15 protein-coding genes, 1 tRNA gene, 1 pseudogene and 3 riboswitches are annotated in these 21,474 nt (G+C 71.8%); of the genes and pseudogenes, 5 read left to right on the top strand and 12 right to left on the bottom strand.

The window, feature by feature from the left end; translation table 11 throughout:
* Position 1: 1 nt before the first annotated feature.
* Positions 2-910, bottom strand: coding sequence for a hypothetical protein (locus tag B079_RS0124910; protein ID WP_018548569.1), 909 nt, complete (start codon positions 908-910; stop codon positions 2-4).
* 221 nt (positions 911-1,131) lie between these two features.
* Positions 1,132-1,202: riboswitch (cobalamin riboswitch) on the bottom strand.
* Between the two features lie 159 nt (positions 1,203-1,361).
* A riboswitch (cobalamin riboswitch) is annotated at positions 1,362-1,432 on the top strand.
* 126 nt (positions 1,433-1,558) lie between these two features.
* Here B079_RS0124910 and B079_RS32705 point away from each other — a divergent pair.
* Together B079_RS32705 and B079_RS36080 are read left to right on the top strand one after the other, a co-directional pair.
* Positions 1,559-2,116 (top strand): annotated as a pseudogene (locus tag B079_RS32705) (peptidase); the annotation flags it as partial.
* Positions 2,117-2,208: 92 nt separating this feature from the next.
* Positions 2,209-2,334: riboswitch (cobalamin riboswitch) on the top strand.
* 103 nt (positions 2,335-2,437) lie between these two features.
* The gene (locus tag B079_RS36080; RefSeq protein WP_018548567.1) at positions 2,438-3,880 is read left to right on the top strand and encodes a prenyltransferase/squalene oxidase repeat-containing protein; all 1,443 of its coding nucleotides are present in this window, start codon (positions 2,438-2,440) and stop codon (positions 3,878-3,880) included.
* A gap of 37 nt (positions 3,881-3,917) precedes the next feature.
* Here B079_RS36080 and B079_RS0124900 read toward each other — a convergent pair whose 3' ends face one another.
* Positions 3,918-4,541 (bottom strand): sulfite oxidase-like oxidoreductase, encoded by a 624-nt coding sequence (locus B079_RS0124900; protein WP_018548566.1) that lies wholly within the window; start codon positions 4,539-4,541, stop codon positions 3,918-3,920.
* A 157-nt stretch (positions 4,542-4,698) separates the two neighbouring features.
* A complete protein-coding gene (locus B079_RS0124895; RefSeq protein ID WP_018548565.1) occupies positions 4,699-5,118 on the bottom strand; it encodes a TOBE domain-containing protein in 420 nt (139 codons plus the stop codon).
* A 204-nt stretch (positions 5,119-5,322) separates the two neighbouring features.
* Here B079_RS0124895 and B079_RS34290 point away from each other — a divergent pair, with 204 nt between their 5' ends.
* Complete coding sequence (locus B079_RS34290; protein WP_018548564.1) at positions 5,323-6,360, top strand: methyltransferase domain-containing protein; 1,038 nt, start codon at positions 5,323-5,325, stop codon at positions 6,358-6,360.
* A gap of 20 nt (positions 6,361-6,380) precedes the next feature.
* Here the strand turns inward: B079_RS34290 and B079_RS0124885 are convergent, their stop codons facing one another.
* The 3 genes from B079_RS0124885 to B079_RS0124875 all read right to left on the bottom strand — a co-directional run bounded on the left by B079_RS0124885 (position 6,381) and on the right by B079_RS0124875 (position 10,207).
* Positions 6,381-7,745 carry an NAD(P)/FAD-dependent oxidoreductase gene (locus tag B079_RS0124885; RefSeq protein WP_018548563.1) on the bottom strand — a complete coding sequence of 455 codons (1,365 nt, stop codon included), beginning with the start codon at positions 7,743-7,745 and terminating at the stop codon, positions 6,381-6,383.
* A 61-nt stretch (positions 7,746-7,806) separates the two neighbouring features.
* Positions 7,807-8,745, bottom strand: coding sequence for a formate/nitrite transporter family protein (locus B079_RS32695; protein WP_051095299.1), 939 nt, complete (start codon positions 8,743-8,745; stop codon positions 7,807-7,809).
* Between the two features lie 292 nt (positions 8,746-9,037).
* Entirely contained in the window at positions 9,038-10,207 is a 1,170-nt protein-coding gene (locus B079_RS0124875; protein ID WP_018548561.1) for an NAD-dependent formate dehydrogenase, read from the bottom strand.
* Positions 10,208-10,804: 597 nt separating this feature from the next.
* Between B079_RS0124875 and B079_RS0124870 the strand changes: the two genes are divergently transcribed.
* Positions 10,805-11,224, top strand: a complete 420-nt coding sequence (locus B079_RS0124870) for a TOBE domain-containing protein (protein WP_018548560.1) — start codon at positions 10,805-10,807, stop codon at positions 11,222-11,224.
* Between the two features lie 93 nt (positions 11,225-11,317).
* Here the strand turns inward: B079_RS0124870 and selD are convergent, their stop codons facing one another.
* Complete coding sequence (selD, locus tag B079_RS0124865) at positions 11,318-12,334, bottom strand: selenide, water dikinase SelD (protein ID WP_018548559.1); 1,017 nt, start codon at positions 12,332-12,334, stop codon at positions 11,318-11,320.
* A 143-nt stretch (positions 12,335-12,477) separates the two neighbouring features.
* Here selD and B079_RS0124860 point away from each other — a divergent pair.
* Positions 12,478-12,573, top strand: a tRNA-Sec gene (locus B079_RS0124860).
* A 75-nt stretch (positions 12,574-12,648) separates the two neighbouring features.
* Here the strand turns inward: B079_RS0124860 and selB are convergent.
* The 5 genes from selB to fdh form a co-directional block, all read right to left on the bottom strand.
* Positions 12,649-14,418, bottom strand: coding sequence for a selenocysteine-specific translation elongation factor (selB, locus tag B079_RS0124855; protein ID WP_018548558.1), 1,770 nt, complete (start codon positions 14,416-14,418; stop codon positions 12,649-12,651).
* Positions 14,419-14,420: 2 nt separating this feature from the next.
* Positions 14,421-15,785 carry an L-seryl-tRNA(Sec) selenium transferase gene (selA, locus tag B079_RS0124850; protein ID WP_018548557.1) on the bottom strand — a complete coding sequence of 455 codons (1,365 nt, stop codon included), beginning with the start codon at positions 15,783-15,785 and terminating at the stop codon, positions 14,421-14,423.
* Between the two features lie 120 nt (positions 15,786-15,905).
* Entirely contained in the window at positions 15,906-16,994 is a 1,089-nt protein-coding gene (nrfD, locus tag B079_RS32690; protein WP_018548556.1) for an NrfD/PsrC family molybdoenzyme membrane anchor subunit, read from the bottom strand.
* Positions 16,991-18,076: a 4Fe-4S dicluster domain-containing protein gene (locus tag B079_RS0124840; protein ID WP_018548555.1), complete on the bottom strand. Its 1,086-nt coding sequence runs from the start codon at positions 18,074-18,076 to the stop codon at positions 16,991-16,993. The genes nrfD and B079_RS0124840 overlap by 4 nt, the downstream gene beginning before the upstream one ends.
* Entirely contained in the window at positions 18,073-21,411 is a 3,339-nt protein-coding gene (gene fdh / locus B079_RS32685; protein WP_267880480.1) for a formate dehydrogenase, read from the bottom strand. The genes B079_RS0124840 and fdh overlap by 4 nt, the downstream gene beginning before the upstream one ends.
* Between the last annotated feature and the right edge of the window lie 63 nt (positions 21,412-21,474).

The raw sequence follows: 21,474 nt of genomic DNA, 5'->3' as shown, positions 1-21,474 counted from the left end.
GTCACTCGGTACGGCGGCGACGGCGTGCCTCGAACACGGCAGCGCCGCCGATCAGGACGACAAGGCCACCCGCGGCGGCGACGGGCAGCACCGAGCCGGAGTCGTGTTCGGCGTCGGCGGCGGGGGCCGCGTCGACGACCTTGGTGCGGGTGGTGGGCGCGGCCTTGGCGGAGACGGCCGGGGTGGGGCTGGCGGTGGGTGACGGCGTGGCGCTCGCGCTCTTCGACGGCTTCGGCCTGGACGTGTGCTCGGCCGTGGGCTTGCTCGCGGGCTTCCCGGTCGGCTGCTTCGGGGCGGCCGGTGCGGTGCGCTGCGTCGGGCCGGAGTGCCGTTCCGGCGCCGGTCCCGTGTCGACGCCCGGCGGCAGCGGGGGCGCCTTCGCCGTGGAGGCCGGTTTACCCCCGTCGCCCTGCGGGGCGGTGTTGCGGGCACGCAGCTGGTCGGGGCTGACCTTGGGGCGGCCCTGGGTGCCCTCGATGTTCGTGCCGCCGAAGATCCACAGGTCGACACTGCCGGGCTTGGGGCGGTAGAGCATCGCGCCGAGCTGGCTGTAGGTCCAGTCGTCGGCGCCGGGGTCGGCGTGCCAGTAGGACCAGTAGGCCGAGGCGGGCGGGGTGAGCACGCAGTCGTCGTCGGCGGGGGTGGGATACTGCCTGCCGCTCTGGTAACCGCTGTAGCCGATACGGCAGATGAACGCCGGGCCGTCGTGGCCGGTACCGGCCGTCCGCCAGCCACCCTGGTTCAGCAACTCGTAACCGGTCGTGGGGGTCGTGCCGCAGGAGCGCAGGATCGGGCCGCCCCAGTGGCTGAAGTCGACGGCGAGGACGACGCCGGAGGTGGTGGTGCAGCGGCCCATGGCCTGCGGGTCGGCGCCGGCGGGCGGGGCGGTCACGGTGAGCAGGGCGGCCATGAGGCCGAGTACCGCGAAGAGTCCGGCGAGTCTGCCCCGCCTCCGTGTGTCTCTGTGCGCCGCTGTGCCCATCGCCCGCCATCCCCCTCGCAGCGTCGAGACCGGCGCAGGGGAAACGTGGCTCAAAGCTCCCGCCCAGGGCCGAAATCCCCTGAGTGCGGAAGCTGTTCGCACCACGCCGCAGTCCGCGACGGCGTCAGTCGCTCTCTGATCTCGCTCCAGGCATTCCGGCTCGCCCATCTCCCGATGGGCCCACGGCTGCGGGTCAGCGCCGGTTTTCGACCGGCTTCCCCTGGAACTTGTTGCTTCTCAGGCGGATTTGAGCACGATTCGACAAGGCCGTCAAGAACATGACAGCGGGAGCGGCCGACGCCTCCCCGGCTGTGCGGTCCCCCATTGACGCGAACCGGTCCGCCGTGGTCGCATGACGCGCTTTCACTTCAGCACTCAGGGGAAGCCGGTCGAAGTCCGGCGCTGACCCGCAACCGTAGGCCCATTCGCGGATGGGCGAGCCGGAGCACCTGGGCTGGAGCCAGGACCGAAGCGCCGTCGCGGACTGCGGCGTGGACCGGAAGGCCGCACGGGGCTCGCCCGTACGCCGCCGACCCCCCACGCCCGGTCGTACACGGCCGAGTTGGAGGGGCTGTCATGAAGAACGCCACCGAACGTACCGCTGCCGGACGTGCCGTTCCGCGAGCGCTCGCCGCGGCCACGCTCGCCCTGGCCGCGGCGGGAGCCGCCGTGACCGGTGCGGCCACCCCGGCGGCGGCCGATCCGCTGTCCAGCTGCACCCCGACCAAGGGCGCGATCGTCGCGGTCGGCTTCGGGCCGTGGGGCGGCTCGGTGGTGCGCGGTTGCGACGCCAATCCGACCACCGGCTACAACCTGCTGCACAACGGCGGCTTCACGACCGCCGGTACGCAGCACGACGGCCCCGCCTTCATCTGCCGGATCGGCAACTCGGCCTTCAACAGCGGGACTCAGTACCCGACCCCGGCGCAGGACGCCTGCGTGCTCACCCCGCCCGCCTCCGCCTACTGGTCCTACTGGATCGCCCCGGCGGGCCAGTCGACCTGGACGTACAGCCCGCTCGGCGCCATGAGCGACAAGCCGAAGGCCGGTGAGGTCGAGGCGTGGGTCTACGGCTCGACCAGCATCGACGGGACGACCGGCAAGCCGAAGTTCACGCCGGACTCGGTGCGCGCGCACTGAGGAGGCGGGCGGGAGCCGAGGCGACCGGCCTCGGCTCCCCTCGCTCAACTACCGACTCGGGGTGACGCGTTGACGACACCTCCCGGCCATGGTGAGATGCTCTCCGTTTCAGCGGTCAGGGGAAGCCGGTCGGAATCCGGCGCTGACCCGCAACCGTGGGCCCCTCGGGAGAGGGGCGAGCCGGATCACCTGCGCTGAGACCGTCACACGATCCGACGCCGCCGAGGACTGCGGTGTGGAGCGATCCTCCGGGGTGCCCCGGTCCGGACCCCGCCTCCGCGCAGCTGTCGCTCGCGGCCGACCGAGGGGGCCAGCGTGCACCGAGTTCCGAGCGGAAGACCGGGCGGCGGGAGAACCGCGGCCGTCGCCACCGCGTTCCTGCTGGCCTCGGCGACCGGGGTCTCCCTCTGGGCATCGGCTCTCCCGGCCCACGCCGACACGCTGACCCCGGCGGCCCCCTCCGCATCCGCGACCGCGCAGGTCAGGGCCTCCGCCGTACGAGCCGCGACGCCCGATCTGGAGAAGGGCACCGCCTATCTGGTCGCCCCGGCCCAGCTGACCGACGGGCACTACTACGAGCCGTTCGGCGGCGGGTTCGCCGACTTCGGGCTGACGATCGACGGGGCGTACGCGCTGGCCGCGACGCGGAAGAACGATGCGGCCTTCACGAAGATCGTGGACTTCCTCGACCAGCGGAAGACCGACGGCACGGGCCGTACGGTCAACGACTGGACGGGCATCGGCACGTCGTACGCGAGCGGTGGCGCGATCGGCAAGGAGGCGCTGCTCGCGGAGGTGGCGGGGAAGGACCCGCGCGCGTTCGGCGGCCAGGATCTGATCGCGGCGCTGGACAAGGCCGTCTGCGCGGAGGCGAGTACGGCCGACACGAGCTGCGCGGCGCCGGGGGCGTACACCTACGCGCCGTCCGTCTTCTCCCAGTCCCTGGGTGTGATGGCCCAGTTGAGGGCCGGCGACGACTCGAACGCGACCGCCCCTGTCGCGTACTTGAAGAAGCTCCAGAACGCCAACGGCTCCTGGCCGAGCCTGATTCCCTCCACCGGTGACTCGGACGTGGACTCCACCGCGATGGCGGTGATGGCCCTGGCGCTCCTCCCCGACGACGAGGCGGCCTCGGACGCCGTGGCGAAGGGCGTCGCCTGGATCGCGAAGCAGCAGAAGGCGGACGGCGGTTTCCCCGGCGCGGCGGGCGACTCCACCAACTCGGCGGGCCTGGCGGTGCAGGGCCTCAGCCTGGACGCGGACACCTACCAGGCGCAGATCACCAAGACACTCGCCTTCCTCGCCGGTCAGCAGAACGACGACGGCGGCTTCAACGTGGCCGCCGACGGCCAGCAGGGCTCCGACGTCCGCGCCTCCACCCAGGCCCTGGGCGGCTCGACGGGCATCTCCTTCGGCACCCTGTCCCTCACCACGCAGACCTCGCCGCCCCCGGAGTCCCCCTCCCCCACGGCCTCCCCCACCCCGACCCCCACCAAGAAGCCCTCCCCGACCGCCTCGGACACCACCGCGACCCCCACCATCAGCACGGTCCCGGACACCCCGACCCCGTCGGACACCTCCACGGCCCCCGCCCCGGTCACCCCGACGACCGACACCCCCGCCCCCACGCCCGGCGAACTCGCCGCCACAGGCACGGACGCCCGCACGGAAACCCTCCTGGCAGCAGCCCTCCTCCTGACAGGAGCCACCACCATCACAGCGGCCCGCCGCCGCGTCAGACCGGCACGTCACCGCTGACGACGAGCCACGAGCCCGACAACGACCGGCCCAGGGGCTACGGCCCCTCCCCCGGCGCCTCCTGGTGGGAGTACCGCTGCTCGCGCCAGGGGTCGCCGATGTTGTGGTAGCCGCGTTCCTCCCAGAAGCCGCGGCGGTCCTCGGTGAGGTATTCGATGGCGCGGAGCCATTTGGGGCTCTTGTAGCCGTAGAGGTGGGGGACGACCAGGCGGAGCGGGAAGCCGTGTTCGGCGGTGAGGGGTTCGCCGTTGTGGTGGGTGGCCAGGACCGTCTCGGGGGCGTCGAAGTCGGACAGGCGCAGGTTGGCCGAGTAACCGTACTCCGCCCAGGCCATGACATGGCTGACCTCGGGCGCGGGCGGGACCAGGTCGAGGACGGCGCGCGCGGGGATGCCGTACCACTCGTGGTCGGTGGAGGTGGGGCCCGTGGCGCAGTGCAGGTCGGCCACCACCGTGGTGTGCGGGAGCGCGGTCAGGTCGTCGAACAGCCACTGCTGCTCCTTGCCTGAGGCGGTGGCGCCGAAGACGCGCAGGTTCCAGCGCTGGGGGCGGAAGCGGGGCACGGAGCCGTAGTGCGAGACGGGCCAGCCGTGGACGAGGCGCTGCCCGGGCGGTATCCGTTCGGGCACGTCGGCGGGGGCGCCTTGTCCGTTGCCGACCACGTGGTTGTCCCCTCTCCGCCCGTGCCCCGGGGCACAGCTGCCTACCAGAGCAGCGTAAGTGCTCCCGTGGAGCGGGGCACGAGGTGGGGGTCGGGAAGGGAGACCGGGAAGGGGGCGGAGCCGAGAACCCGCCCCGCCCCACCTCGCCCGCCTCGCGTCACACGCTGGCCAGCGACACCTCCGTCGACTTGATCAGCACCACGACCGGCGATCCGGCCGTCAGCCCGAGGTCGTCCACCGCGTCCTTGGTGATCGCCGCCGTCAGCTCGCCCCCGTCGACGGCGACCCGCACGGTGGCCATCGCGCCGCCGACGGCCAGGCTGGTGACCGTGCCGGGCAGCTGGTTGCGGATGGACAGCCCCTCCACCCGCCCGGTGGCGAGCGCGACCTCGGTGGACTTCATCATGGCCCGCACGGCGGACCCCTCGGCCAGTCCGAGGTCCTTGACGGACTCCAGGGTGATCGCCGCCGTGAGGCGTTGACCGCCGTCGAGGCGCACCCGCACGGTCGCCATCACCTCGCCATGGGCGATGTCGGTGACGGTGCCGGGAATCTGATTGCGCATACTCACGTTCATGGCGCTCCTCACGGAGAGAGGTCGGCTATGTCCTGTGCGTGTACGCGCACAAGCTAGCCGTGACAGCCCGTCGCGTCGCATTACCCCTTGCATTCGCCACCCTCGCGGCCGTAATAGGCTGGCAGACAAGAGGCACGAAGACCCGTTCCCGTGCTGTGCCCCCGCTGTCCGGCGGGGTACGGGTCGCGCGTGAGGTGGTGAGCCGTGATCCAGATCGTCGAACACACAGCGGCGGAGAGCCCCTGCGCCATCGGCGCCGCGCTCGCCGCCACCGGGCTGCCGGTGCGGGTCTGCCGCGCCTGGGCGGGCGAGCGGCTGCCGGACACGGTGGACGGCATGGTCGCCCTGGTGGTGCTGGACGGCCCGACGGGCACCCTCGGCCTCACGGCCCAACTGGCGCTGCTGCGTGCCGCGCTGGAAGCCGAAGTACCGGTGCTGGGCCTCGGGACGGGGGCGCGGCTGCTGGCCCTGGCGGCCGACGGCGATACGGCGAAGCACGCACTCCCCGACCACTCCCGCACCCCACACGACGAGACCGACGTACGAGTGCTCCGCATCACCCCGTCCGCCTGGGGCCTGCGCTTCCACCAGGTCCCGCACGCCGACGGCGTGTACGACCGTTTCGCCACCCTCGTCGCGAACCGGGCCGAACACACCACGACGCGCGCCTTCTTCACCCGGCGGGCGGCGAGCTGGGACGAGCGGTTCACCGACGACGGCCCCCGGTACACGGCCGCCGCCCACCGGATGGAACTGCGCCCGGGACAGCGGGTGTTGGACGTGGGCTGCGGCACCGGCCGGGTGCTGCCCGCCCTGCGCGACCAGGTCGGCCCGGCGGGCGTGGTGGCCGGTGTCGACCTCACGCCCGCCATGCTGACGGCCGCCGCGCGCCAAGGCCGGGGCGGCCAGGGCCACTTGGTCCTGGCCGACGCCTGCCGCCTCCCGCTGCGGGCCGGGGCGGTGGACGGCGTCTTCAGCGCGGGCCTGCTCAACCACCTCCCCGACCCGCGCCGGGCGCTGTGCGAATGGGCCCGGATCACGGCCCCGGACGGCGTCCTGCTGCTCTTCCACCCCTCCGGCCACGCCGAACGAGCCGCCCGCCACGGCCGCCCCCTCGCCCCCGACGACCCGCTGACCGAGAACAATCTGCTCCCGGCCCTGCGCGCGACGGGCTGGCACCCGGCGTGCTACGAGGACGCCCCGCATCACTTCCTGCTGCGCGCGGTCCGCCGGGCCGACTGAACCGCGCGCGAACTCCCCGCTCAGGAAAGGCTGTTGGCCCGGTCCGCGCGGCGCAGCAGCGGTTCGGAGAGGGAGGCGTCCACGAACGCGTCGCGCGGGTGCGCCATCGCGGGCAGGCCCACGGTCTCGCGCCGCAGGAAGATGGCGAGCGTCCAGTCGAGGAAGACCCGCAGCTTGCGGTTCATGGTCGGCACCCGGCTGCCGTGGTAGAGCCGGTGGAACCACCAGGCGGGACGGCCCTTGAGCTTGTACTTGCCGAACAGGATGGCCACGCCCTTGTGCAGACCGATGCTGGCCACCGCACCGAGGTTCTTGTGCCGGTACACCTTCGGCTCGTCGTCGCGCAGCCGGGCGATGACGTTGTCGCCGAGGACGAGGGCCTGGCGTACGGCGTGCTGCGCGTTCGGCGGGCACCAGGCGCCCTCGCCCGACGCGAGGTCCGGCACCTGGGCGTTGTCACCGGCGGCCCAGACGTGGTCCATGCCCTGCACCTGGAGGGTGGGCGCGGTGTCGATGTGGCCCTTCGGGCCGAGCGGCAGGCCGAAGTCGGCGAGCAGCGGGCTGGGCTTGACGCCGGCCGTCCAGACGAGGGTGGCGGCGGGGGTCTCGACGCCGTTCTTCAGCACCACGTGCTGGCCCAGGCAGGACTCCATGGAGGTGTTGAGGTAGACCTCGATGCCGCGCTCCTCCAGCTTCTGCATCGTCCATACGCCCAGGTCGGGGCCCATCTCGGGGAGGATGCGGTTCGCGGCCTCGACCATGATGAAGCGCATGTCGTCGCGGCTGACGTTGCCGTAGTTCTCCGCCGCGTCCCGGGCCATGTCCTCGATCTCGCCGATGGCCTCCACACCCGCGAAGCCGCCGCCGACGAACACGAAGGTGAGCGCCTTGCGGCGGACCTCCGGGTCACTGGTGGAGTCGGCCTTGTCGAGCTGCCACAGCACGTGGTTGCGCAGGCTGATGGCCTCCTCGACCGTCTTCAGGCCGATGCCGTGCTCCGCGAGACCGGGGATGGGGAAGGTGCGCGACACGGAGCCGGTGGCGACCACGAGGTAGTCGAAGGGCAGCTCGTACTCGTCGCCCGCCGCGGGCACGATGGTGGCGGTCTTCGCCTGGTGGTCGACGGCGACGACATGACCGGTGACGACCTCCGCCCCCTTCAGCGCCGGGCGCAGCGGGGCGACGAGGTTGCGGGCGGCGATGTTGCCTCCGGCGGCCTCGGGGAGGAAGGGCAGGTACGTCATGTACGGGCGCGGGTCGACCACCGTGACGGTGGCCTCGTGCTTGCGCAGCTTCTTGAGGAGGCGCAGGGCGGTGTACAGACCGACGTAGCCACCGCCGACGATGAGGATCCGGGGCGGCTTGGTGGTGCCGGTGCTGGGCATGGGAGAGGGCCTTTCTGGGGAGGGGCGAGCGGCGGGGAACGGGGCAAGGGCGGGCGGAGCGCTAGCTCTTGGTGGTCTCGACGGGGACGGCGGCCTGAGCGCTGACCGGCGTGTCGGCCTGCGGAGCGCTGGGCGCATCGGCCCGCACACCGGTCTGCGGAGCGATGACCGCTCCGGTCTGCGGATCGACCTGCGCACCGGCGCCCTTGGCCGGGCGGGCGATCACGCCGTACGCGATGCCGACCAGGACCGCGCCGCCGACCAGGTTGCCGAGGCCGACGAAGAGCAGGTCACGGGCGAAGGAGCCGATCGTGACGCCGGGGACGTGCTGGAAGAGGCCGAGCGAGAAGTACGTCATGTTGGCGACGACGTGCTCGAAGCCGGAGCCGATGAAGGCGAGCAGGCACCAGAAGATCAGGGCGATCTTGGCGCCGTCGGAGCGGGTGCGGCCTGCCGTCCACAGGGCCAGGCAGACCAGGAAGTTGCACAGGACGCCACGGAAGAACAGGGCCTCGGTGCTCTCGTGGATCTTCGTCGTCAGCATGCCGGAGAGCAGGGTGGCGCCGGGTGCGGGCTTGCCGGGGACGCCGACCATGTCCAGGACACCGGCGCTGTGCACGATCCAGGCGAAGACGATCGAGCCGATCAGGTTGCCGATGAAGGAGAAGACGATGACGCCGATCGCGCCGAGCGGGGACACGCGCCGCCGGGTCACTCCCTGGGTCATCGTCAGCACGTTGCCGGTGCACAGTTCCGACCCGGCGAAGACGACGAGGATCAGCGCGATACCGAAGACACCGCCCTGGACCAGCTTGGTCCACGCGGAGTGCTGGGCGCTGAGCGGCCCGGTCACCATGATGAGGAGCACACCGGCCACGCCGATGAAGGCTCCGGCGAGTGCGGAGAGCAGCAGATAGCGGCCGGGGCTGCGAAGCTGGGACACCTTGGTCCGCGCTGCGGCGGCCTGCTCTTCCAAGGCGTGCTGAAGGGGAATGGGCACGGTGACTCTCTCGGTGCTGATGCCCGTCGAGAACGGCACTCGTCTCGATAGGCAACGATTATGACGGCGTCGAGTGGCGCCTATGAGGAAATTCTTCGATTACACGGCAAGAGGTCGTCCCCTCCGGTTTTTCACCCCCGGAGAAAACGACCTCTTATGCCGACGGAAATTCCGTCCTGTCCACGTCGGAGTAACCCGGCCCACACCGGCGATGGAGAAACTCCGGACGAGGGGACCGTGGCCGGGGCGGGCGAGACCGGTATCGTCCGCCCCTGTCACAGCCAGTGGGGGCTTACTTCTTCTTGTCGCCCGCGGTGTAGGAGGCGGCGCCGGTGCCGGCGAGCTTGCCGCCGTCGACGATCAGGTACTCGTCGCGGATCGGGGTGCCGTCCAGGAAGTTCTCCAGGATCTCCCGCGTACCGGCCGCGTAACGCGCCTGGGCCGTGAGGGAGGTGCCGGAGATGTGGGGGGTCATGCCGTTGAACGGCATGGTGCGCCACGGGTGGTCCGCCGGGGCGGGCTGCGGGTACCACACGTCACCCGCGTAGCCGCCGAGCTGACCCGACTCCAGGGCACGGACCACGGCGTCGCGGTCGACGATCTGGGCGCGGGCGGTGTTCACGATGTAGGAGCCCTTGCGCATGCTGTTCAGGAGCTTCTCGTCGAACAGGTTCAGGGTCTCGGGGTGGAGCGGGGCGTGGATGGAGACCACGTCGACGTTCTTGGCGAGGTCCTGCGCGGTGGGGTGGAAGGTGAGGTTCAGCTCCTCCTCGATCTCCTTGGGCAGCCGGCGCTTGTCGGTGTAGTGGAGCTTGACGTCGAACGGCTTCAGGCGGCGCAGGACCGCGACACCGATCCGGCCGGCGGCGATGACACCGACGTCCATGCCCTCCAGGTCGTAGGAGTGCGAGACGCAGTCGGCGATGTTCCAGCCGCCCTCGGCCGCCCACTTGTGCGAGGGCAGGTAGTTGCGGACCAGGGACAGCACCATCATCACGGCGTGCTCGGCGACGCTGATGGAGTTGGAGTAGGTGACCTCGGCGACCGTGATGCCGCGGGCGATCGCCGCGTCCAGGTCCACGTGGTCGGAGCCGATACCGGCGGTGAGGGCCAGCTTGAGCTTGGGGGCCTTGGCGATGCGCTCGGGGGTGAGGTAGGCGGGCCAGAACGGCTGCGAGATCACCACGTCCGCGTCGGGCAGGTGACGGTCCAGCTCCGAGTCCGGACCCTCCTTGTCCGAAGTGACGACCAGGGTGTGACCGCGCTCTTCGAGGAAGCGGCGCAGGCCCAGCTCACCCGAGACACTGCCCAGCAGCTCACCGGGGGTGAAGTCGATCGCCTTCGGCGACGGCAGGGTCTGACCACCCGGGTAACCCTCGATCTTCGGCAGATCGTTGCGGGCGTACTTCGGCGGGAAACCCGTCACCGGGTCCGGGTACAGAACACAGACAATCTTCGCCACGATTTCCTCCTGTGTGAGACCACGGAATTCAGCTCCGGAATTCCTTTCCGGTTTCCGTGTCGATAACAACCTTCCACCCGGGCACCCGAGGCCGTCAAAGAAGGGAATTCGACCGCTTGATAGGAGCTACCTATCTGTACGGATTTCAACTAAACCGACGAGACATGGCCGCGCGACAGATGGACACCGCGATCACGCCAACTCGCCTGCTCAGCAAGGGATTTGAGGGCACCCTACGACCCGCACCCCACCCCGAGGGGCCCTCCGGCGCTCACCCGATCAGCCCCCTCCCCCACCCCCGCGACCCCCAAGAACGTGACCCACGGCACAGCGAAAGGGCCCTACATGCACACGCAAATGCCAGGATCGTCGTCACATCAGGCCGCACATGCGAGCCACAAGGCCACTGGAACCACGCAGATGCGGAGAGTGCCGCTCAGGGGTGCGTCCGGGCCTCCCTGAGCCGACCGGGGGAGCCCTCCTCTGATTTACCGGGCTGATACGCCCCCGCAGGCAGCGAATGCGACCACTCGAAAAACGCCTCGGCACAGCGCGCTTAGGTTGAACAGACACCACCGCATTCACAGGAGAAACGTCATGAGCCTGAGCATTCGCAATCAGATTCCCGGCACCGTCACCGAGATCGCGCACGGGGAGGCGATGGCGACCGTGCGGGTGCGGGTCGAGAGCGGCCCGGACCTCACGGCGGCGATCACCGAGGACGCCGTCCGGGATCTCGGGCTGGCCGAGGGCTCCGCCGTGCGGGCCATGATGAAGTCCACCGAGGTCGCGCTCGCCACCGGGCGGGTGGAAGGGCTGTCCATCCGCAACCAGCTGCCCGGCACGGTCAGCGAGGTGACCGCGGGCCCCTCGATGGCGGCCGTGAAGGTCACGGTGGAGGCGGGCGAGCTGACGGCCGCCATCACCAGGGACGCGGTGGACGACCTCGGGCTGGCGGCCGGTACGCGCGTCGTCGCGCTCATCAAGTCGACCGAGGTGTCCCTGGCCAGCGCCTGACGGACGGGCCTGCCGACAAACCCGCCCGCAGAACGCGCCCGCAGGCGCCCCCGTCAGCAGACCCCCGTCGACAGGCCCTCTCCACAGCCTCCGTCAGCGCACCACCAGCCGGTACGGCCCCTCCGGCACCAGCTCCCCGATCACCGGCGCACCCGGCACCTCCCCCGCGACGAGCAGCCCGCCGGACGTCTGGGCGTCGGCCAGGAGCAGCCGGGTCAGCTCGTCGGCGGCGCCGAAGTCCGTGTACGGCGCGACCCAGTCCAGGTTGCGCCGCGTACCGCCGCTGACGTACCCCTCGCGGGCGGCCTCCACGGCGCCGTCGAGATAGGGGACGGCGGCGGAGTCGATGACGGCGCTCACCCCGGAGGCGCGCGCCATCTTGTAGAGGTGGCCGAGGAGGCCGAAGCCGGTCACGTCGGTGGCGCAGACGGCGCCCGCGTCCAGTGCGGCCCGCGCCGCGTCGCGGTTGAGGGCGACCATCGTCTCCACGGCCTGCGGGAAGACCTCGCCGGTCGTCTTGTGCCGGTTGTTGAGCACGCCCAGGCCGAGCGGCTTGGTCAGCGACAGCGGCACCCCGGCCCGCCCGGCGTCATTGCGCAGCAGCCGGTCCGGGTCGACGACGCCGGTCACGGCCATGCCGTACTTGGGCTCGGGGTCGTCCACGCTGTGGCCGCCGCCGACCGCGCAGCCCGCCTGGGTGGCCACGTCCATGCCGCCGCGCAGCACCTCGCGGGCCAGGTCGAAGGGGAGCACGTCGCGGGGCCAGCCGAGCAGGTTGACGGCGACGAGCGGGGTGCCGCCCATGGCGTAGACGTCGGAGAGGGCGTTGGCGGCGGCGATGCGGCCCCAGTCGTAGGGGTCGTCCACGACGGGGGTGAAGAAGTCCGCGGTGGCGACGGCGGCGAGCCCGCCGGGCAGCCGGACCACCGCCGCGTCGTCGCCGTGCTCCAGGCCCACCACCAAGTCGTCCGTGGCCGAGCCCGGGGGTGTGAGCCCGGTGACGATCTCCTCCAGCTCGCCCGGCGGGATCTTGCAGGCGCAGCCGCCGCCGTGGGCGTACTGGGTGAGCCGCACGGTGTCGCGCTCGGGGGCGGTACGGGTGTCGGTCATGGCTGTCTCAGTCCTCGCTCACATCTGCGGGTGGGGCGTTCGGGACGTGTCCTCGGGGGATGCCGTGTGGCGTGTTGACTCGGGGCGGGGGCGGGGGTTCGATGTGCGCGTGGCCGGGGCATCCGCCCGGTGACGGCCCGCGGGGAGACGCATGGGTGCCTGGTGGCCCTCCCGGTCTTCAAAACCGAGGTGTCCGAGCAACTCGGGCAGGCGGGTTCGATTCCCGTTCGTCTCCGCCAGTCCCCGCTCCCTCAGCCGGAGCGGTCGGAGCATCCCGCGCTCCCTCATTCCGCGGCCCCCTCGCTCCGCGCCCCTCATTCCGCGCTCCGGCAGCGGCGCAGGGCGCCCTCCACGCGCACGGTGTGGCCGTGCCGGTCCAGGTACTCCAGGAGCGGGATGCCGACCCGGCGGGTGGTGTGGAGCGCCCGGCAGGCCTGGCTCGCGGTGAACGGCTGCTCCAGGCGGGCCAGGACGGCGGCGGCCCGGGTGTCCGCGCCCGGCAGCAGCACGAGTCCCTTGTCGATCCGCAGGAGCGCCCCCGCCGCCTCGGCCGCCGCCAGCAGTTTGGGGGTGAGGCCGAGTTCGCGCAGCCGGTCGGCGTCCGGGGCCTGGAACGGCTCGCGGGTGAGGTCGGCGCGCACCCGCGCGACCGCCGCCTCCACCTCGGGCGGAAGGCTGGGGCGGGCCTCCGCGCCGTAGATCCGGCCCTCGCTGCGGCGCAGGCCGGGCGACTGGGCGAGCAGGGCGTCGACCAGGGCGCGGTCCGGCAGCCCGAGCGCGTGCCGGGCCTCTTCCGGGGGCAGCCCGGGCTCCAGGGGGTGGCGGGCGGCGTGCTGTTCGACCGCTTCCGCCAGGCGGGTCTTCAGGGCCGCCCAGTGGTCGGGGTCCGCGAGCCAGTCCCCGGCGACGGGTTCGGCGGGCGGCGGTACGCCCATGGCGAGCAGGTCGGTGCGGCGGATCAGGCCGCGGCGGCGGAGTTCCGCGGCGCCGTCGGCACGCCCTGGCGTGGTGCTCAGTTCGAGGTCGCGGGCGGCTGCGGCGCCGCGCCGGGTGAGCCGGGGCGGGCGGACGTCGAGCACGGTGATCCCGGCCGGGACACGGTGGCGTCCGGGGTCGCGCAGCAGCGCGTCGTCGCCGACGCGCAGCGGGAGCGGTGCGGCCAGGCGCAGCCGTGCGGTGTCCGCGCCGAGCGGGCGGACCGTGACGGGGACCGCCGCCGAGCCCGCGTGGAAGGTGAGTTCGCGGGGCAGGTCGCGGGCGGCGTCGCCGCGCAGCCGTACGTCGATCGTGTCGCTGGTGAGCCAGCGGTCCGGGGTGAGGAGCGCGTCGCCCCGGCGCAGTGTCGCGGCGCCGGGTCCGGTGACATTGACGGCGACCCGGGCGACTGCGCCGATCTCCTGGTGGGTCTCCTTCAGGCTCTCCAGGCCGCGCACCCGCAGGGTGGCGCCGTCGCGGGCGAGGTGGAGCCGGTCGCCGACGCGCAGGGTGCCCGCGCCGAGGGTGCCGGTGACGACGGTGCCGTGGCCGCGCACGGTGAAGGAGCGGTCCACCCAGAGCCGTACGTCGCCGTCCAGGTCCGGGGCGGGCAGTTCGGCGGTCAGCCGGGCGAGGGCGGCGCGCAGGTCGTCCAGGCCCTGTCCGGTGACGGGGCTGACGGCGACGCTCGGGATCTTGCCGAGGGAGGATTCCGCGATGCGGGCGAGGGCCTGTTCGCGGGTGGCCTCGGGGTCCGCGAGGTCGCTGCGGGAGACGGCGAGCAGGCCGTGCCGTACGCCGAGGGCGTCCAGGACGGCGAGGTGTTCCTCGGACTGGGGCTGCCAGCCCTGGTCGGCGGCGACGACGAAGAGGACGGCGGGGACGGGGCCGACTCCGGCGAGCATGTTGCCCACGAGGCGTTCGTGGCCGGGTACGTCGACGAAGGCGAGGTCGCCCGCGCCGGGCAGCCGGGTCCAGACGAAGCCGAGGTCGAGGGTCATGCCCCGGCGGCGTTCCTCGGCCCAGCGGTCGGGTTCCATGCCGGTGAGGGCGCGCAGCAGGGCGGACTTGCCGTGGTCGACGTGTCCGGCGGTGGCGACGACGTGCACGGTCAGCTCCCGGTTCCGGTGGTGGCGGTGTCCTCGGCGGGCTTGGACTGCCGTACGGCTTCGGCGAGTTGGGCGTCGGATTCCTCGGGTACGGCGCGCAGGTCGAGCAGGCAGCGGCCGTTCTCGACGCGGGTCATGACGGCGGGGTCCGCCTGGCGCAGCCGGGCGGCGTACTCGGTGGGCAGGGAGACGGCGGCGCTGGGCAGGGTGACGCCGGGGGCGCCGCCGCCGCCGACGACGGCCTCGCTGTCGACGCCCCGGCTGTCGACGCCGTCGGCGCGGAGCATCGCGGCGAGCCGCTGGGCACGCTCGCGCAGTTCCCCGATGTCGGCGCGGAGGGCGGCGGCGGTCGGGGTGAGGGGGCCGCGGACGGTCGCCTCCAGGGCGGCGAGGGTGAGTTTGTCGACGCGCAGGGCGCGGGCGAGGGGATGCCGGGCCAGGCGTCGTACGAGGTCGGCGTCGCCGAGGAGGAGTCCGCACTGGGGGCCGCCGAGGAGTTTGTCGCCGCTGGCGGTGACCAGGGAGGCTCCGGCGCGCAGCCAGGTGGTGGCGTCGGGTTCGTCGGGCAGGGCGGGTTCGGGGGCGAGCAGTCCGGAGCCGATGTCGGCGATCACGGGGACGCCGAGACCCGCGAGTTCGGTCACGGTGGCTTCGCTGGTGAAGCCGGTGACACGGAAGTTGGAGGGGTGGATCTTGAGGATGAAGCCGCTGTCGGGGCCGATCGCGGCGGCGTAGTCGGCACGGGTGGTGCGGTTGGTGGTGCCGACCTCACGGAGCCGGGCGCCGGTGGAGACGAGCAGGTCGGGCAGGCGGAAGCCGTCGCCGATCTCTACCATCTCGCCCCGGCTGACGACGATCTCGCGGCCCTGGGCGAGCGCGGTGGCGGCCAGGACGAGTGCGGCGGCGCCGTTGTTGACGACATGGGCGTCCCCGGCGGCCGGTACGGCGCGCCGCAGGGCGTCGAGTGCGGAGCGACCGCGCCGGGAACGGGCGCCGGTGGCGAGGTCGAGTTCGACGTCGGTGGTGCCGGAGGCGGCCAGGACGGCGTCGCGGGCGGCCTCGGAGAGCGGCGCGCGGCCGAGGTTGGTGTGGAGCAGGACGCCGGTGGCGTTGAGGACGGGGCGCAGCGCGGAGGCGGTGGCGGGCAGGGCGGCCACCGCGCGGTCGGCGATCTCGGCGATCGGCACCTCGCCGGTGCGGGCCTTGTCCTGGACGCGGGCGACGACCTCCTTGACGAAGTCGCGCCCCAGGCGCAGCGCGGCAGCGTCCAGCCGGGGATCGGCCAGCAGCACGTCGGTACGGGGCAGCCGCCGCCGTGCGTCGACGGGCGGGGCGGCGTCCGTGGCGGAGGCGTGACGGCGGTCCATCGGGCACCCTCGTTCTGGCCTGACCGGCTGAGGCACCTGCCAGGCTACGACGGCCGGGGCCCCGGGGCACCCGCGCCACACCGGCCAGGGACGGTCAGTGGCCGCCCTGCCGCAGTCCGGTCACTGACCGCCCCGCTGTTCCCCCTCTTGCTCGCGCGTGCGCTCCCGCTCCTCCTCTTCCTGCCGCTGCCTCTCCTGTTCCGCGCGGCGGGCGTTGAGGCGTTCGCGCTGCGGCTTCACCACGTAGATGGGGTCCTTGGTGGATTCCACGCCCGCCTCGAAGGTGCCGAAGCGCTGGAAGCCGCTGCCCGCGACGAGGGCGAGGCCGCCGAGCACGGCGGCGACGCGGCTGCGCCGGGCGAGGGTGACGGCGACAAGGGTGCCGGCGAGGGTGAGGCGCTCCGACGTCTGCCGCAGATGGTGCGGCTCGCCGTGGGTGAACGTGGAGGTCTCGAAGTCCGGCTTGCGGTCGATGAGGCGGGCCGCCGTGATCTCGATCGCCGCGCCGAGGACGGCCAGTTTGCGGGCGGGGCCCGCTTCCTTCAGCGGCGTCGTGGCGAGGGCGAGGCCCGCGGCGCTGGCGGCGGCGGAACCGGTGAAGACGAAGGGCATCTCCCGGTAGGCGCCGTGCCAGGCGGGCACCGCGGTGTCGGCGAGGAGGACGGCGGTGTACGAGGCGAGGGCGGGCGCGATCACGGCGGCGGACATGCCGCTGAGCCGGGCGACCCACTTCAGCAGAGGGCCGTAACGGCTGTGGGTGCGCCAGGACTTCGGCAGGCACTCGACCATTCCGGCCAGGGAGCTGCCCGGGCCGTAGGACATGAGGATCCAGGTGCCCATGGACATCGGGGAGGTCGGTTTGGCCACGCGCATCATGTGGTGGAAGCGCAGGGGGCGGCCGAGGTCTCCGATGAGGAGGTAGCTGGAGGCGAGCAGGGCGCCGAAGCCGCCGATGCGGCAGGACCGGCACAGCGCGGGCCGGTCGGTGAGGTCCGCGCCGACGGAGAGCAGGGTGGCGCCCGCCGAGAGGCCGCCGGTCAGGAGGTAGGCGGGGACCATCCACTCCCAGACCGGGGGTTTGAGCACGGGGCGGCCGTAGTAGGACTTGAAGTCGGCGTCGGGGACCATCGACTCCTCGCCGCCGTGCTTCTTCTTCCGCTTGCGGCCGCCGTTGCCGGTGGCAGGCCGTGCGCCATGGCCGTCGGTCATCGGCGTCCTCCCTTGAAGAACACGGCGGCGGTCGCGGCCACCATGAGCGCGCCGGCCACTCCGGCGTGCTTCCACATGGAACCCACGTCCCGGGTGGTGACGATCGGGTCCGGCGGCAGTCCGTAGACCTCGGGCTCGTCGAGGAGCAGGAAGAAGGCGCCGTCGCCGCCGACGCCGTCCTCGGGGTCGCGGCCGTAGAGCTGGGCGGACTTCACGCCCGCGTCCTGGAGCTGGGCCAGGCGGTGGTCGGCGCGTTCGCGCAGCTCGTCCAGCTCGCCGAACTGGATGGAGTCGGTGGGGCAGGCCTTGGCGCAGGCGGGTTCGAGGCCGCCCTTGAGCCGGTCGTAGCACAGGGTGCACTTCCAGGCGCGGCCGTCGACCGGGCGCCGGTCGATGACGCCGTAGGGGCAGCCGGAGACGCAGTAGCCGCAGCCGTTGCAGATGTCGGGCTGCACGACGACGGTACCGAACTCGGTGCGGAAGAGCGCGCCGGTCGGGCAGACGTCGAGGCAGCCCGCGTGGGTGCAGTGTTTGCACACGTCGGAGGACATCAGCCAGCGGAAGTCCTGCCGGGTCTCCTCGCCGCTCCCGGCGCCGGGCAGGTCGAAGCTGGGGAAGCCCAGGTCGACCGGTTCGGTGCCGAGTTCACCGCCCGCCCGGTGGCCCTTGCGCAGCGCCCCGGCGACGGTCTCGGCGGCCGTCTCGGTGCCGGAGGGGCCGGTGGGCAGGCCGACCAGACCGGAGTCCTGGTCGCCGAGTCTGAGGTCCTGCTCGATGAAGGCGACGTGCCGCCAGCTGCTGGCGCCGAGCGAGCCGGTGTTGTCGTACGACATGCCGGTCAGCTCGAAGCCGTCGGCCGGGACGGCGTTCCACTCCTTGCAGGCCACCTCGCAGGCCTTGCAGCCGATGCAGATGGAGGTGTCGGTGAAGAAGCCCATCCGGGGCGGGTGGTCCTCGGGGTATCCGGCGTCTCCGGCCGGGTCGGCCAGCGGGCCGAAGAAGCTGTTGTCCCAGCCCTCCTCCGGCTGCCCGGCGGTGCCTTTGGCCCCGTCCTTGGCCGTGTGGTCCATGTCCGTGCTCATGAGGATGCCTCCGGTCCGTAGCCCGGCGAGGACGTGCCGCCCTGGCCCGGCTGCTGCCCGTCAGGGGCGCCGGACGACATGTCGGCCTCGGGGTAGTCGACCGTCAATTCGTGGGTGCCGGTGTCCAGGGTGACCCCGGCGCGGCGCCGGTACTCCGCGACGTACGCCAGGAGTTCGGGGCCTCGGGGCCGCCGCCCTGGCTGGATGTCGCAGGTGATGACCTTGCTCTCCTGGATCAGCACGTTGGAGTCGAGCACGACGCCGATCAGGTCGTTGGTCACGTCGCCGACGGTGATGCCGAGGTTGCCCCAGTGGATGGGCATCCACATCTGGTGCACCGTGCGGCCGTCGAGCTTCAGCGGCGCCAGCCGGTCGGTGACGACCACCTTGGCCTCCACCGCGGTACGGCTGGTGATCACATGGGCCCAGCCCATGTGATGCAGCCCCCGCTCGGCGGCCAGCTCCGGCGACACCTCGACGGTGAGCCCGGGCTGCAGCTCCGAGAGGTAGGGCAGGGTACGGCTCATCGCGCCCGCCGTGTGGTGCTCGGTGTACCGCGACGCGGTGAACACGTACGGGAACACTTCCTCGTGCGGCTGGGGCGGCGAGGGGTTGTAGGGGTTGAAGGTCTTCTTGTAGATCGTCCGCGTCGGGTTGGACTGCTGCCCGTACAGGGGGTTGCGGACGGGCGACTCCTCCGGCTCGTAGTGGGTGGGCAGCGGCCCGTCCACCAGGCCGGTCGGCGTGTACAGCGCCGCCTTGCCGTCGCCCATCATGATGAAGGCGTCGTCGCCGGAGAGTGCTTCCGGACCGTGCGCGTCCGGCGCGGGCCGGAAGTCCGGTGGCTTGTGCCGCTGGAAGTCGGGCTTGTCGCCGCCGACCCATTCCCGCTTCTCCTCGTCCCACCACATCAGGGCCTTGCGCTCGCTCCACGGGCGGCCCTCGGGGTCGGCGGAGGCCCGGTTGTAGAGGATCCGCCGGTTCAGCGGCCACACGAACGCCCACTGGCCTTCCGAGATCGGGTGCTGGAAGCGGGAGTTGCGCCGCCGGGCCAGGTTGGTCTCGTCCGCGTAGACGCCGGTGTAGATCCAGCAGCCGCACTTGGTGGAGCCGTCGTTCTTGAGGTCCTCGTAGGTGCTGAGGGTGCGGCCGGTCTTCAGGTCGATGCCGTTGATGTGGCGCAGGACGTCCGCGGCCGAGGGCTCGTCGCCCTCCTCCATCTCGTAGTCCCAGGCCATGTCGAGCAGGGGACGGTCGCGCTCGTCCTCGGAGTGCTGGAGCTTCTCCCGGAGGATCCGGCCGAGGTGGTAGAAGAACCACAGGTCGGAGCGGCGGTCGTCGATGGGTTCGACGGCCACGTCACGCCACTGGACCATGCGCTGGGTCTGGGTGAAGGTGCCGCACTTCTCCACGTGAGAGGCGGCGGGGAAGAAGAACACCTCGGTGGGGCACTTCTCGGTGACGATCTCGCCGCGCTCGATCTCCGGGGAGTCCCGCCAGACGGTCGCGCTCTCGATCATCGCGAGGTCGCGGACGACCAGCCACTCCAGATTGGCCAGGCCGAGGCGCTGGAGCTGCCCGTTCGCCGAGCCGACAGCGGGGTTCTGCCCCATCAGGAAGTAGCCGTAGACCTTCCCGGCGATCATGTCCATGGTCGTCTGGTACGTGCCGTGGTCGCCGTCGATGCGTGGCAGGTAGTCGTAGCAGAAGTTGTTCTCCGGAGTGGCCGCGTCGCCCCAGTACTCCTTCAGCAGGGAGACCATGTAGGCGTCGGCGTTCCACCAGTAGCCCTTGCGGTAGACGTGCCGCACGTCCTCCACGAACTTCTCCAGCGTGTGGTGGGTGACGTTGGGCATCGGCATGTAGCCGGGCAGCAGGTTGTACAGCGTCGGGATGTCCGTGGACCCCTGGATGCTGGCGTGGCCGCGCAGGGCGAGGATGCCGCTGCCGGGCCGCCCGAGGTTGCCGAGCAGCATCTGGACGATGGAACCGGCCCGGATGTACTGGGCGCCGACGGTGTGCTGGGTCCAGCCCACGCTGTAGATGAGCGCGGTGGTCTTCTCGCGGCCCGAGTTCTCGGTCCAGGCGCGGCACACGTCGAGGAACTGCCGCTGAGTGATGCCGCAGACCCGCTCGACCATCTCCGGTGTGTACCGGGAGTAGTGCCGCTTGAGGATCTGGAGCACGCAGCGCGGGTGCGTCATGGTGGGGTCGGTCGCGATCGTGCCGGGCTGACCGGGGGGTGCCTCGTGGCCGCCCTTCGCCTGGGCGGGGGTGGCGGAGATGAGCGTGCTGCCCTGCCGTCCGTCGGCACCCTCCTCGACGGTCTCGTACGCCCAGCTGGAGCTGTCGTAGCTGCCCGTCTCGGGGTCGTAGCCGCTGAAGAGGCCGTCCAGGTCCTCGGTGTCCTGGAAGTTCTCGTTCACCAGGAACGTGGCGTTGGTGTACGCCTGCACGTACTCCTTGAAGTGCAGGTCGTGGGAGAGGATGTAGTTGACCACTCCGCCGAGGAAGGCGATGTCGCTGCCCACCCTGATCCGCACGTGCTGGTTGGAGTGCGCGCTGGTGCGGGTGAAGCGCGGGTCGATGTGGATGATGTGCGTGCCGCGCACCTTGGCCTCGGTCACCCACTGGAAGGCGACCGGATGGGCCTCGGCCATGTTCGAGCCCATCAGGATGATGCAGTCCGCGTTGGTGAGGTCCTCCGGGTAGTTGGTGGCGCCGCCACGGCCGATCGAGGTTCCCAGACCGGGAACGGTGGCGGAGTGTCAAATACGCGCCTGGTTCTCGATCTGGATGGCGCCGAGGGCGGTGAACAACTTCTTGATGAGGTAGTTCTCCTCGTTGTCCAGCGCCGCGCCGCCCAGGCCCGCGAAGCCCAGGGTGCGGCGGAGCGCCCTGCCCTGGTCGTCGGTGTCCTGCCAGCCCCGGCGCCGGGCGTCCAGGACCCGGTCGGCCACCTTGTCCATGGCCGTGTCCAGGTCCATGCGCTGCCACTCGGTGCCGTACGGCGGCCGGTAGAGCACGTAGTTCTCCCGCTGCGGCCCGGTGACGAGCTGCTTGCTGCACGAGCCCTTGGGGCACAGGCGTCCCCGGTTGACCGGGGAGTTCGGGTTGCCCTCGATCTGGATGACCTTCTCGTCCTTCACGAAGACGTTCTGCGAGCAGCCCACCGCGCAGTAGGGGCAGACCGAGTGCACGACCCGGTCTGCCTCCTCGGTGCGCGGCTTGAGCGTGCGGGACCGCTTCGACTGGACGGCCTTGCCCCGGCCCAGCCAGTCGGCTCCGGTGATCTGCCGGTAGACCGGCCACATGTCCAGCAACCGTTTGATCATCCGCCCGCTCCTTCGCGCAAGGGGCCTAGCCTCTTGTCGACGCTACCGGCTGGGGAGCGGGCC

The organism is Streptomyces sp. LaPpAH-108, from assembly GCF_000373625.1.
Lineage (GTDB): Bacteria > Actinomycetota > Actinomycetes > Streptomycetales > Streptomycetaceae > Streptomyces.
Note: the sequence above shows the minus strand (reverse complement) of the source record. Positions and strands in the feature narration are given on the sequence as shown.